This is a genomic window from Stenotrophomonas genospecies 5 (assembly GCF_054473825.1).
Window position 1 is genome coordinate 892197 of sequence record NZ_JBTMUW010000001.1, and the last position, 12579, is coordinate 904775.

General features: G+C 68.3%; 12 protein-coding genes. All 12 read right to left on the reverse strand.

What is annotated here, in order from left to right:
• Positions 1–2 precede the first annotated feature (2 nt).
• Complete coding sequence (locus ACX9OW_RS04180; protein ID WP_128990761.1) at positions 3–476, reverse strand: hypothetical protein; 474 nt, start codon at positions 474–476, stop codon at positions 3–5.
• Positions 477–678: 202 nt separating this feature from the next.
• Positions 679–2922, reverse strand: a complete 2244-nt coding sequence (locus ACX9OW_RS04185) for a methyl-accepting chemotaxis protein (RefSeq protein ID WP_459061978.1) — start codon at positions 2920–2922, stop codon at positions 679–681.
• Positions 2923–3267: 345 nt separating this feature from the next.
• The gene (locus ACX9OW_RS04190) at positions 3268–5277 is read right to left on the reverse strand and encodes a chemotaxis protein CheA (protein ID WP_053520424.1); all 2010 of its coding nucleotides are present in this window, start codon (positions 5275–5277) and stop codon (positions 3268–3270) included.
• 44 nt (positions 5278–5321) lie between these two features.
• On the reverse strand, positions 5322–5687 hold the full coding sequence (locus ACX9OW_RS04195) for a response regulator (protein WP_459061979.1): 366 nt from the start codon (positions 5685–5687) through the stop codon (positions 5322–5324).
• Positions 5684–5992, reverse strand: coding sequence for an STAS domain-containing protein (locus ACX9OW_RS04200; RefSeq protein WP_053520056.1), 309 nt, complete (start codon positions 5990–5992; stop codon positions 5684–5686). Before ACX9OW_RS04200 ends, ACX9OW_RS04195 begins: the two co-directional genes overlap by 4 nt.
• Positions 5993–6109: 117 nt before the next feature.
• Positions 6110–7105, reverse strand: coding sequence for a chemotaxis protein CheW (locus ACX9OW_RS04205; RefSeq protein WP_459061980.1), 996 nt, complete (start codon positions 7103–7105; stop codon positions 6110–6112).
• Complete coding sequence (locus tag ACX9OW_RS04210) at positions 7102–7884, reverse strand: ParA family protein (protein WP_459061981.1); 783 nt, start codon at positions 7882–7884, stop codon at positions 7102–7104. The genes ACX9OW_RS04205 and ACX9OW_RS04210 overlap by 4 nt, the downstream gene beginning before the upstream one ends.
• 4 nt (positions 7885–7888) lie before the next feature.
• Positions 7889–8902 (reverse strand): flagellar motor protein MotD, encoded by a 1014-nt coding sequence (motD, locus tag ACX9OW_RS04215; RefSeq protein WP_053520059.1) that lies wholly within the window; start codon positions 8900–8902, stop codon positions 7889–7891.
• A 1-nt stretch (position 8903) separates the two neighbouring features.
• Positions 8904–9644, reverse strand: coding sequence for a flagellar motor protein (locus ACX9OW_RS04220; protein WP_053520060.1), 741 nt, complete (start codon positions 9642–9644; stop codon positions 8904–8906).
• A 101-nt stretch (positions 9645–9745) separates the two neighbouring features.
• Positions 9746–11578 (reverse strand): chemotaxis protein CheA, encoded by a 1833-nt coding sequence (locus tag ACX9OW_RS04225; RefSeq protein ID WP_253118434.1) that lies wholly within the window; start codon positions 11576–11578, stop codon positions 9746–9748.
• Between the two features lie 2 nt (positions 11579–11580).
• Positions 11581–12186, reverse strand: a complete 606-nt coding sequence (locus ACX9OW_RS04230; RefSeq protein ID WP_197571592.1) for a protein phosphatase CheZ — start codon at positions 12184–12186, stop codon at positions 11581–11583.
• On the reverse strand, positions 12186–12578 hold the full coding sequence (cheY, locus tag ACX9OW_RS04235) for a chemotaxis response regulator CheY (RefSeq protein WP_053520063.1): 393 nt from the start codon (positions 12576–12578) through the stop codon (positions 12186–12188). Before cheY ends, ACX9OW_RS04230 begins: the two co-directional genes overlap by 1 nt.
• Position 12579 lies beyond the last annotated feature (1 nt).

Genomic DNA, 12579 nt, shown 5'->3' on the forward strand with positions numbered 1-12579 from the left:
CGCTACTCCTTGTGGCATGGGCAATGATGGGAAAGGATCACGGGCGCCTGTGCATTGCGCAGCAGCCCCGCAACCAGTGGAGCGGCTGCGAGCGGACGGCCGCCGCAGCCCGCGTCGAGAAGGGAGGGCCCGGCATAGACAAGGCGCTGCTGGTACAGCACCAGCCATTCGAAGGGCAGCGGCGTGCGGGCCTCCCGCAGATCGATGCCGTCGGGTGTGCGCGCCGGTGGGGCGCAGCCACAGACGATGGACTGCCGCAGCAGCAGGGGATGCTGGTGGCTGGCGGCAAGCACGGCGGGCGACAGCTGCGCCAGCACGTCCGCGGCGCGCCAGCGGCCGGCCGGTGGCTGTGAAGCATCGGCCTGCGCCCACAGCGCGGCGAGGGTCCATCCGAGCCACGCAGCGAGCAGCAGCACGCCGGCCAGCATTCGCCCACGCTGTACCGGTATCGGGTCGGGGTCGTTGCTGGCTGGCATCGCTGGCTCGCGTAGGACCGTGTCCCGTTAGCGGCGAGCGGCGGCTGAACCTGAAGAAAAATTCAATCAGTTGGCCGGGGCAACGCTGGAACTGTGATGCGTTGCGACGACCGGCGAGGAGTCACGGCGATCAGACCGGGCCGGTCGAGGGTCGGATCCCTGCCAGCGTGCAGGAATCCGACGCGTCCCGGTTCCGATGAGGTCAGAACTCCTGCCAGTCGCCGTCGAGTGCCAGCGCCGGCTGCGCCGCCGCGGCGCGTGCGACGCGCTGGGGGGCCGGCCTGGCCGCTGGAGCTGCCGCTGGCATTCTGCGCTGCGCCGCCACGACCACCGCCGGTAGCGGTGCTTCGTTCTGTGACTCCAGGCGGAAGCGGGCCACGGCCTCACCCAGCTGCACAGCCTGTTCCTCCATTGCCCGCGCAGCGGCGGTGGCTTCCTCCACCAGCGCGGCATTCTGCTGGGTGGTCTCGTCCATCTGCACCACGGTCTGGTTGACCTGCTCGATGCCGGCGCTCTGTTCCTGCGAGGCCGCGGAAATCTCGGCCATGATGTCGGTCACGCGCTGCACCGAGGCGACGATCTCGCCCATGGTGGCGCCGGCCTTGTGCACCAGCGCAGAACCATCGGCGACCTTGCCCACCGAGTCGTCGATCAGGCCTTTGATCTCCTTGGCGGCGGCGGCCGAGCGCTGGGCGAGGGTGCGTACTTCGCTGGCGACCACCGCAAAGCCGCGGCCCTGTTCACCGGCACGGGCGGCCTCGACCGCGGCGTTGAGGGCCAGGATGTTGGTCTGGAAGGCGATGCCGTCGATGACGCTGATGATCTCGGCGATCTTCTTCGAGGAAGCTTCAATGGCGGACATGGTGGTGACCACCTGGCCGACCACTTCGCCGCCCTGGGAGGCGACGCCATGGGCACCGATGGCGAGCTGGTTGGCCTGGCGGGCGTGCTCGGCATTCTGGCGCACGGTGGAGGTCAGTTCCTCCATCGAGGCGGCGGTTTCTTCCAGGTTGGCGGCCTGCTGTTCGGTACGGCGCGACAGGTCGTTGTTGCCCGAGGCGATCTCGCCGGCGGCCAGGGTGATGCTGGAGGCGCTGGCCTGGATCTGGCCAACGATGCGGGTCAGCTGGGTGACGGTGGCATTGGCATCGTCACGCATCCGTGCGAACACGCCGTTGAACTGCCCGTCCATGCGCGCGGTGAGGTCCCCGGCAGCGATCGACTGCAGCAGCTGCGAGAGCTGGCCGAGATTGCTGTCGGCGACCTCCATCATGGTGTTCAGGTGATCGATCATCACCTTGAAGTCGTGCTGGAAGCGCTGTGCGTCGCCGCGCTGGCTGAAGTCGCCCGCGGCGGCTGCCGCCGCGAGCTGCTGGATCTGCGTATTGATCGCCAGCAGGCTGGACTTGGCCGCATCCATCGACTCATGCAGGATGGCGCGGCTGCCGGGCAGGCGGCGCGCGTCCGGTGCGAGATTGCCGACGGCATACTGGTTGAGTACGTCGATCGCATCGCGGATGGCGTCCAGGTGCTCGAAAATGACCGTATTGATGCCGCTGGCGAGCTGGCCGTAGACACCCGGGAAGTCTTCCGGGATGCGATGGCTGATATCCGGTCCGGCATGCATCTGCGCCATCAGCTGCGTCTGCTCGGAGAATCGGCGCAGCATTGCGGTCATTTCCGCGGTGGCGGACAGCATCTGGCCGGCCTCGTCGTTGCTGGTGGCGCGGGTGCTGACGCTCAGGTCACCGCGGGCGACTGCCTGGATGGCCTGCACGGCCTTGCCGAGCGGACCGGTCACGGCCCGCGAGATGACCGTGGCCAGCGCGGCGGCCAGCAACGACAGCAGTACGATGCAGCCGATGATGGCGATCATGCTGGCGCGATGGGTGGCGTTGGCATCGGCGATCCGCGCGTCCATCAGGCCGGCGATGTGGGCACCCAGTGCCTTCAGGGCGTCGAACAGTTCACGCCGTGCCGGGCGCGACTGCTCGTCGGAAATCTGCTGCGCCATGATGCCGTCGCCGGCGGCCACTGCGTCACGCATGGCCTTGTTGGCGGCGAAGTAGCGATCCACCTGCGCCGAGGCGGCGCGATACAGTTCGCGTTCCTTGTCCTGGGCTGGCAAGGCGGCATAGGCCGCCAGTTCATCGCGTACGGCTTTGGCGGTGGCGTCCATGCGCTTGTTGTAGTCGGCCACCTTGTCCGGTTGGTCCAGCATGGTCAGCTGGGCCAGCTCGTAGGTGCGGAATTCACCAAGCTGCGAGCGGGCTTCGCCCAGATGCTGCACCGACGGAATATCGTTGCTGGCCATCGCCCCCAGCTGGTCGTTGGCCTGGCTCAGGCGCAACAGTGCGAACGCACCCAGCAGCAGGGTCATCAGGGTGGTGAGGGTGAACCCCACGGCCAGCTTGCGGGCGATGGGCAGATCGTGGAACCACTTCATGCAGGTGCTCCAGGTGGGCAGAGTGGCGGGCGTGCGTGCCGGCCGGGGAGTGCAGCGTGAATCGGAGCCGATGCGAGTCCGGTCACGACTGTCACTGCGAGATAGCGGCGCACGGCCGGCGGACTTTATGGATGGGCGTCACATCCGGATGCGTAGGGACGGCGGCGCGGACGCGTTGCAGGGGCCGTGTTCCGGCCTGCACGCGGGTGGTTTCCTGTGGCGCCGTGGGCCGACGGAGTTCACGAAATGGAGCGGGAGGCGCACACTCGCCTTGCTACCGGGCTGCGCACAAACGAAAGCCGCCGCCCGTGTGGGGCGGCGGCCCTGGATCACCTGTGCTCGGACTCAGGCGGCCTGCGGCACGCGCAGCGAGCGAACCAGCCCACCGATGTCGACGATCAGTGCAACGCGGCCATCGCCGAGGATGGTGGCGCCGGACACGCCGCCGATACGCCGGTAGTTGTTCTCGATGTTCTTGACCACGACCTGCTGCTGACCGACCAGTTCGTCCACTTCCAGTGCGATCTTCTGCCCGTCGCCTTCCACCACCACCACCAGCGATTCGCTGCCGGGCATGCGGGCGCCGTACCCGTAGTACTCGCTGAGGGACAGGATCGGCAGGTACTCGCCACGCACGCGCAGCACGCGCCCTTCGCCGGCCATGCTGCGGATGTCCTCCGGCTGCGGCTGCAGGGCTTCCAGCACATAGGCCAGCGGCAGGATCAACGTCTCGCCCGCCACCGCCACGGTCATGCCGTCGAGGATGGCCAGGGTCAGCGGCAGCCGGATCAGGGTACGCGTTCCAGTGCCCAGGCTGCTTTCGATCTGTACTTCACCGCCCAGCGCCTGGATGTTGCGACGGACGACGTCCATGCCCACGCCGCGCCCGGAGAGATCGGTGACGGCGTCGGCGGTGGAGAAGCCCGGCTGGAAGATCAGGTCCCAGACCTGCGAGTCGGTGGGATTGTCGGGGACGCTCAGGCCGCGTTCGGCCGCCTTGGCGAGGATCCTGGCGCGATCCAGGCCGCGTCCGTCGTCGCTGACTTCGATGACGATGTGGCCTCCCTGGTGCGACGCCGCCAGGGTGATGGTGCCGGTCTCGTCCTTGCCTGCGCCCTTGCGCACGTCCGGCATTTCCAGCCCGTGGTCGATGGAGTTGCGGACCAGGTGGACGAGCGGATCGGCGATCTTCTCGATCAGGCCCTTGTCCAGTTCGGTGCCTTCACCGATGGTGCGCAGGCGGACCTGCTTGCCGAGGCGGGTGGAGAGGTCGCGGACCAGGCGCGGGAAGCGGCGGAACACGGCGTCGACCGGCAGCATGCGCACGCCGATGACGGCTTCCTGCAGGTCGCGGGTGTTGCGTTCGAGCTGATCCAGGCCGGCGAACAGGCTCTCGGCAAGCACCGGATCCAGCGCATGCGAGACCTGCTTGAGCATGGCCTGGGTGATGACCAGTTCACCGACCAGATTGATCAGTGCGTCCACCTTGTCGACACTGACGCGGATCGAGGTTTCCGCGTCCTGGCTGGTGCCAGGGGTGCCACTGGCGGCAGGGGCGGCGGCAACGGGGGGTACTGCAGCAACGGGCGTGGAAGGGGCGTTGGCTGTTGTATCGGGGGCGCGGGTGGCCAGGCTCGGCGGCGCGGCCGGACGGATGTCCAGTTCGCAGTCGTCCAGCACCCACGCAAAGGTGTCTTCGATCTTGCTGCGCGGCACCTTGCCGACCAGGCCGAGGTCCCACGCAAGATGGGCTTCGAGAGGGTCAAGCTGGGCGAAGCCGGGCAGGCGTTCGAGCCGCGCAGCGACCTGCAGCGAGCCGAGATGTTCCAGTTCGCGGATGATGCGCAGCGGATCATTGCCACTCATGAACAGTGAGGGCGCGGGGGTGAAGCCGATCTGCCAGGCTTCGGGCGTATCGTCCACCGGTGCTGCGGCGGCAGCCGCGGCCGGGGCGCTGGCTGCCGGCTGGCCGGACAGCACTGCCTCCAGCCGCGCCTTCACCGCGGCGACGGCCGCCGGATCGGCCGCCTGGCCGTGCTCGGCCTCGCGCAGCAGGGCGCGCAGCACATCCACGGACGACAGCATCGCATCGACCGCGTGGCCTTCCAGCGCGCGCTTGCCGGCGCGCAGCTCGTCCAGCAGCGTTTCCAGTACGTGGGTGAGCGCGGCGATGGCATCGAAGCCGAACGTACCGGCACCGCCCTTGATGGAGTGGGCGGCGCGGAACACCGAGTTGATGATCTCCGCGTCCTGCTGCCCCGACTCCAGGGCCAGCAGGCCGGCCTCCATCGCGTCGAGGCCTTCGCGGCTCTCTTCGAAGAAGGTGGCGTGGAAGCGTTGCAGGTCCATGCTCATGCAGTGGTGATCCGGAAGCGAAGAAGGGGAACGGTGCGGGGCGATCAGCCCAGCACTTTCTGCACGATGGCGACCAGCTGTTCCGGGTTGAACGGCTTGACCAGCCAGCCGGTGGCGCCGGCGGCCTTGCCTTCGGACTTCTTGTCGGCGGCGGACTCGGTGGTCAGCATCAGCAGCGGCGTGAACTTGTAGTCCGGCAGCTGGCGCAGCTCGCGGATCAGCGCAATGCCGTCCATGTTCGGCATGTTGACGTCGGTGACCACCGCGTTGAAGCGCTGTCCCTTCGCGCGGCCGAGCGCGACCGCGCCGTCTTCAGCTTCTTCGACGGCAAAACCGGCCGAGGTGAGGGCGAAGGACACCATCTGGCGCATCGACGCCGAATCGTCCACCACCAAGATACGTGCGCTCATGCAGCGTTCTCCACAGATTTCAGGTTGTCATGGGGTACGTCCAGGCCCAGAGCCTGGGTGACGCCCAGCAGGCGCGCGGCGTCACGGAAGGTTGCAGTGCAACCGTGGAAGCCGGTGTCCAGGCCCGCCTCGCGGCGTGCCTGCACGAATGCACACAGCACCTGCACGGCGGCGGTGTGGACGCGGCCGACCTGGCTTGCATCCAGGGTCAGCTCGCCAACCTGCGCTACCAGCGGGGCGAGGCGGTTCTTGAGCTCGGTGCTGGTCTCGATGCCGAGATCCTCACCCAGTTCGACAGTGCTCATCGTTGCTCCGGACAAACGGTTCCGTCATCCATATCGGCACCCGCCAGGGGTTCTTTAGGGGGCGGTGAGGCCCTGCGTGCCCGTTCCGACGGGCCCGGGCAACGCGTGGCCCCCGCCTCAGTTGAGCAGGCGGGTGGCGTCGAGCAGGATCATCGGCCGTTGGCTGACGCGGGCCACACCACGGAAGAGGTCGTTGGAGATCTGGCAGATGCGGGCGGTATCCGGTGGCTCGATCTGCGAATCAGTGAGATTGGCGACGTCTTCCACGGCCGAGACGCGCAGGCCGATGGTCTCGCCGTCTTCCTCCAGCACCACGATGCGGGTCTGTGCGTCGTCCTCGGCCGCCGCTGCGCCCAGGTGCAGCCCAAGGTCCATCACGGGCACCACCTGGCCGCGCAGGTTCATGATCCCCAGCATCGCCGGCGCAGTGCCGCGCAGCGGCAGCAGGGGTACCGGCAGTACCACCTCCTGCACTTTCAGCAGTTCCAGTGCATAGGCCTGGCTGCCACAGCGCATCCGCAGCCAGCGCGAGGTGCGCTCGTTCGCGCGGCGGTGCTGCGGATGCGGGCTGTTGGCGGGTCGATGGGCCTGCGCCTGCAGTTCCTGCCAGCTGGCAGGGCGGCTGGCGGCGGGTGCTTCGAGGGCGACACGCGGCGGTGCAGCCGCTGCCGGCGGCGCAGCGGCGGGTGCCGGGGGCACGATCCGCGCGGGCGCCACCGGATCCACCCCTTCGCCGCTGGCGGCGGCCTCGAAGGCAGCCTGCAGCGCGGGGCTGTCGGTGTGGGCCAGCAACGGGCTTTCCGCGCCGTCGGTCTCGTAGATCACCTCATCGGGCAGATCGTCCCAGGTCGGCTGGCGTTCGGCAGCGGCCGGTGCAGCGGACTGGCTGGCGGCCTCGAAGGCGGCCGCCAGAGCGGCGTCATCCACGGGCACCACGTCGCTGCTGCCGGTTTCGTAGATGACCTCTGCCGGCAGGTCGTCCCAGGTCGGCTCGCGTTCGGCGATCGCCGCCGGAAGCGCCGTGTTGCCTGCATCGGGGCTGGCCGCCACCGGGGCGATCGCTTCGCCCAGCAGCTCGTCCAGATAGTCGTCCAGCACGCCGGTGGTGTTCATGCGGCTTGCTCCAGCGCGCGCGCATCCTCGCCAAGGATCCAGTTCAGCGCGCGACGGTAGGCCGCGAGCCCGCGGCCGGGATAGTCCTCGCCGACGCTCGGCAGGGTCAGGCCGGCCGCGTTGCTGACCCGCGTGTCGATCGGAATCGCATCCTCCCAGACGCGTGAGCCGTGGCGGTCCTGCATGCTGCGCAGTGATTCGTTGCCGGTGCGGGTGCGGCGGTCGAACAGGGTGGGCAGGATCGAGATCGGCAGCGGGCGCCGGCGCGAGCGCTCGACCATTTCACCGGTGCGTACCATGCCGTCCAGCCCGTGCAGTGCCAGCGGCTCGGCCTGCGTCGGAATGATCAGGCGGTCCGCTGCCGCGAGCGCATTGATCATCAGCAGGCCGAGTGTGGGCGCGCAGTCGAGCAGGATGTAGTCGTGCTGGCCCTGGTGCCGTGCCAGCGCGTTCTGCAGCGCCAGGCCAAGGCCCGGCTGGTTGGCGCTGCGGCGCTCCAGCGTGGCCAGTGCCGGCTGTGCACAGACGTAGTCCAGGCCGCTGACGCTGCTGGTGTGGCAAAGGCTGGACAGCTCGGCCGGAGGTGCGCCGAACAGCTCAAGTACGCCGGTCGGTGGCGGGTCCACCGGCACGCCGAAGGCGCGGCTGAGCGAGGCGTGGGGATCAAGATCGATCAGCAGCACGCGATGGCCCTGCGTGGCCAGGTTGCGACCGAGGGCCAGGGTGGTCGTCGTCTTGCCGACTCCGCCCTTCTGGTTGGCGACTGCCCAGATGCGCATGGGTTTACTCCTTCATTGCCGGGGGAGCGGCGGCGCCGACACGGCTGCCAGCCGGCACCGGTGGCAACTGCACCGGTGCGATGGGGGACGGGGAGGGCACTGTGGCGGGTGTTGCCGCAGGCCCGGCGGACGGGTCGGCCGCGCCGTTGGCGGCGTTCAGGCGCTGGCCCAGCGGGTCGACCGAGTGCGAGGTGTCGGCCAGGATGATGACCATCACCCTCCGGTTGCGGTTGCGACCCTGCGCACTGTCGTTGTCCTCGCGCGGGCGGAACTGGCCGTAGCCGACCATGGCCAGACGCGAAGGCTGCAGGCCCTGGTCGGCGAACAGGTGGACCACGCTGGCGGCCCGCGCGGCCGACAGTTCCCAGTTGGAGGGGAAGGTGGCGGTGGCGATCGGCACGTTGTCGGTGTGGCCTTCCACCCGCACGCTGTTGGGTACGTCGCGCAGCACACCGGCCAGGCTGGACAGCGTCCCGCGCGCGTGCACGTCCAGCGCCGCCGAGCCGGTCGGGAACAGGATGTCGCTGTTGATCTCCACTTCGATCCACAGCTCGGTGCGGCGCACGCTGATCATGCCGCGCTCGATCAGCGGCGACAGCGCGGCGGTCAACCGGTCGGCGATGCTGCTGAGCTGGCGCTCGGCACGGGCGATCTGCTGCTGGTCGTGCACCGAGACCGGCATGCGCATCTGCGAGGCCATGGCCGGCAGCAGGGTAGGGTCGTGCGAGGGTGCCGGTGCGGACGGGCCGATCTTGGTGCCGGACTTGATCACCGAAGGACTGTCCCAGCCGCCCCCCTGCACCTGCTTGTTGCCGACCTGCACCGGATTGATGGTGCGCGGCGCGCCACCAAAGGCATCGGTGAGCGCATCGGCCATGATCCGGTACTTGCCTTCGTTGATCGAGGAGATCGCATACATCACCACGAAGAAGGCCAGCAGCAGCGTCATCAGATCGGCATAGGGGATCGCCCATGCTTCATGGTTGGCGTGCTCTTCGTGGTGTCTGCGGCGGGCCATGTCAGTGCAGGAAGCCGGACAGGTTGGTTTCGATGTTCCGCGGGTTCTCGCCCTGCGCGATCGAGATCAGGCCTTCGATGACCATCTCGCGGTCGCGGCTGTTGTGGGCGATCACTCCCTTCAGCTTGGCGGCGATCGGCAGGAACAGCAGGTTGGCCGACGCGATGCCGTAGATGGTGGCGGTGAAGGCGGCGGCGATGCCATGCCCCAGCTTGCTGGGGTCGGCCAGGTTCTTCATGACGGCGATCAGGCCCAGCACCGCACCGATGATGCCCAGCGTCGGCGCATAGATGCCCATGCCCTCGAAGACCTTGGCAGCGGCCTGGTCACGGTGTTCCTGGCTGCCCAGCTCGATCTCCAGCATGTGCCGGATCGATTCGGGCTCGACGCCATCGACCAGCAGCTGCAGGCCTTTGCGCAGGAACGGATCCTGCTGCGCTTCCACCTGCGCTTCCAGGCCCAGCAGGCCCTGGCGGCGGGCGATGTTGCTCCACTCGACGATCTGCTGGATCAGCTCGCGACGATCGCTGTGCGGCGGGCGCACGACCCAGCGCACGATCCGGAAGGCATGCCTGAATACGGCGGGTGCGGTGTGCAGCAGGATCGCGGCGATGGTGCCGACGATGACGATCACGAACGCCGCAGGCGACCACAGGGACGCCAGTCCGGCGCCCTTGAGGATGCTGCCGCCGACCAGTGAGGCCAGGGCGAGAAAGAGTCCGATGAGGCTGAGTCTATCCATGGGTCCGGTATCGGCGTGTGTGAATGGGACTTGAGACACCGGTCGATCGCGTACAGACGGTAGTCACAGTTTCTGGTTCGCCAGGCATGGCCCGGCGAGCGTCATCGCAGGCCATCCACGTCGAGGATGAGGGCCATCCGGCCATCACCGATCAGCGTCGCACCGGCGTAGCCGCGCAGGCCGCGCAGGGCCTTCGGCAATGGCTTGATGACCACTTCCTCGCGCCCACGGACCTGGTCCACGACCAGGCCGAAGCGCGCCTCGCCGGCCTGCAGCACCACGATGGTGAGCAGCGCCGAGGCGGCCGGCGTCACATCCAGCCACTGGCGCAGATCGACCAGCGGCAGGGTGTGCGAGCGACGATCCAGCACCGCCCGGCCATCGAACCAGCCCAGCGAGGTGCGCGGTGCATGCAGCACTTCCATCACGCGCGCCAGCGGCAGCGCATAGACGTCCTCGCCGGCCTGCACCAGCAGGGTTGGCAGGATCGCCAGGGTCAGCGGCACGCGGATCAGGAAGCGGCTGCCCCGACCCAGTTCCGACTGGATCTGGATCTGCCCACTGAGCTCGCGGATGCGCGACTGCACCACATCCATGCCGACGCCGCGGCCGGAGATGTCGGTCACCTGCTGCTTGGTGGAGAAGCCGGGCAGGAACACCAGGTGCAGGCATTCCTCGCTGCTCAGCCGGGCCGCCGCCTCCGGGTCGATCAAGCCCTTTTCGCGTGCTTTCGCGCGCAGTTTTTCCGGATCGATGCCGGCGCCATCGTCCTGCACCTCGATGCTGACGTAGTCGCCTTCCTGCTGGGCCGACAGACGCACGTGGCCCATGCGTGGCTTGCCCTGTGCTTCGCGCAGATCGGGCATCTCCACACCATGGTCGATGGCGTTGCGGACCAGGTGCACCAGCGGGTCGGCCAGGGCCTCGACCAGGTTGCGGTCAAGCTCGGTTTCGGCGCCGACCAGCTCCAGGTCCACTTCCTTCTTCAGCGAGCGGGCAACATCGCGGGCGACCTTGGGGAAGCGCGAGAACACCTTGCCGACCGGTTGCATGCGCGTGCGCATCACTGCCGACTGCAGGCGCGCGGTGGCGATGTCCAGGGTCGACACGGCGCGGTCCAGTTCCTCGTCGCGCAGGCGCGCACGCAGGGTCTTGAGCCGGTTGCGCGACAGCACCAGCTCGCCGATCAGGTTGACGATCGCATCCAGCCGCTTGGTATCCACGCGCACGGTGTGCTCGGCCTCGGCCACCGGCTTGTTGGCCGCGGGCTTGGCAGCGGCGGCCGCGGGGCGCGGTGCGGGCAGTGCAGGCGCAGGCGCCGGCGGAGCAGCCACGGGTTTCGCGCCGGGGGCGGCGCCGCCGTGCAGCTGGTCCAGCAGGGCTTCGAACTCATCCTCGCTGATCAGGCCATCGTCGGCCTTGACCGGCGTCGCCACTGCGGTGGGGGCGTTGCTGCCGTGCAGCTGATCGAGCAGGGCCTCGAACTCGTCGTCGGTGATCAGGTCACCGGCAGCGGGCGCGGCTGCTGTGGGGGCGACAGCAGCCGGCGCAGCAGTGCCGTGCACGTCGAACTGGGCGATCAGGTCCGGCGGGGCATAGCCGGGTTCGTTGCCGGAAGACACGGCATCCAGCATCGATTGCAGGTAGTCCAGAGACTGCTGTGCGGCATCGAAGTGATGCGGCTGCAGCACCGCCTGGCCAGCGCGGGCGGCGCCCAGTGCCTCTTCGGCGGCATGGCACAGCTCGACCATGGCGGTGATGCCGAGGAAGCCGGCGCCGCCCTTGAGCGTGTGATAGCCACGGAACACGGCGTTGAGCTGGTCGGCGTCCTGCGGCGCCTGTTCCAGCGACACCAGCTGTTCGCCGAGGCGATCCAGGATTTCCTGTGCCTCGATGATGAAATCGGCGGTGATGTCGTCGGATACCGCGCTCATGCTTACAGTCCCAGGTCCGACAACAGGTCGTCGGCGTCGTTCTGAGAGACCGCGTGGCGGTCCAGTCCCTTCAGTGCCGGTCCGGCCAGCGCCGGATCGGTGCGATGCTGCTCCGGTGGCAGGCCCAGCGCGCCAAAGCCTTCGTGCACGCGGCGGACGATGCCGACCACGCGACGGATGATCTGTCCGGTCAGGTCCTGATAGCTCTGGGTCAGGGCAATCTCGGTCAGGTTGTGGCGGATGCGTTCCAGCTGCGCATCCTGCCCCGGCTGCAGGCCTTCGGCGCGCAGCTGTTCGGTGAGGCTGCGGCACTCTTCGGCCAGGTCCAGGGTGCGGTGCGTGGCCTGTTCGGTCATCGCCACCACATGGTCCAGGCGCGCGCAGGCGTCGTCCAGCTCGCCCGCCTCGCTGGGGACGGTCGGCAGTTCGCCCAGGGCCTGGCCCAGTTCGCGGGCCAGCCGTGACAGGCCGCTCATCATCGGCTGCGTGCGTGCGGCCACCAGGGCGTCGATGCGCTGGCGCCAGGCGCTCTCGTCGCCGGATTCGAGCGCGTCGAGGGCTTCCTGCAGGCGCAGGACGAGGGCGTTCTTGTCGACCGTGGCGTCCATCAGGCGCTGGCCGCCAGGCGTTCGAAGATCTTGCCCAGTTTCTCTTCCAGCGTCTGCGCGGTGAACGGCTTGATGATGTAGCCGTTCACGCCGCTCTGCGCCGCTTCGATGATCTGCTCGCGCTTGGCCTCGGCGGTGACCATCAGCACCGGCAGGGTCTTGAGCTTGGCATCGGCGCGGATCGCCTTGAGCAGTTCGATGCCGGTCATCACCGGCATGTTCCAGTCGGTGACCACGAAGTCGAACGGCTGGCTCTGCAGCATCGACAGTGCGGCATGCCCGTCCTCGGCTTCGGCGGTGTTGGTGAAGCCCAGATCGCCCAGCAGATTCTTGACGATGCGGCGCATGGTCGAGAAGTCGTCGACGATCAGGATGCGCATGTTCTTGTTCAAA

Coding starts and splice junctions, on each gene's coding strand:
- ACX9OW_RS04180 (WP_128990761.1), bottom strand. CDS start 476: ATGCCAGCCAGCAACGACCCCGACCCGATACCGGTACAGCGTGGGCGA.
- ACX9OW_RS04185 (WP_459061978.1), bottom strand. CDS start 2,922: ATGAAGTGGTTCCACGATCTGCCCATCGCCCGCAAGCTGGCCGTGGGG.
- ACX9OW_RS04190 (WP_053520424.1), bottom strand. CDS start 5,277: ATGAGCATGGACCTGCAACGCTTCCACGCCACCTTCTTCGAAGAGAGC.
- ACX9OW_RS04195 (WP_459061979.1), bottom strand. CDS start 5,687: ATGAGCGCACGTATCTTGGTGGTGGACGATTCGGCGTCGATGCGCCAG.
- ACX9OW_RS04200 (WP_053520056.1), bottom strand. CDS start 5,992: ATGAGCACTGTCGAACTGGGTGAGGATCTCGGCATCGAGACCAGCACC.
- ACX9OW_RS04205 (WP_459061980.1), bottom strand. CDS start 7,105: ATGAACACCACCGGCGTGCTGGACGACTATCTGGACGAGCTGCTGGGC.
- ACX9OW_RS04210 (WP_459061981.1), bottom strand. CDS start 7,884: ATGCGCATCTGGGCAGTCGCCAACCAGAAGGGCGGAGTCGGCAAGACG.
- motD (WP_053520059.1), bottom strand. CDS start 8,902: ATGGCCCGCCGCAGACACCACGAAGAGCACGCCAACCATGAAGCATGG.
- ACX9OW_RS04220 (WP_053520060.1), bottom strand. CDS start 9,644: ATGGATAGACTCAGCCTCATCGGACTCTTTCTCGCCCTGGCCTCACTG.
- ACX9OW_RS04225 (WP_253118434.1), bottom strand. CDS start 11,578: ATGAGCGCGGTATCCGACGACATCACCGCCGATTTCATCATCGAGGCA.
- ACX9OW_RS04230 (WP_197571592.1), bottom strand. CDS start 12,186: ATGGACGCCACGGTCGACAAGAACGCCCTCGTCCTGCGCCTGCAGGAA.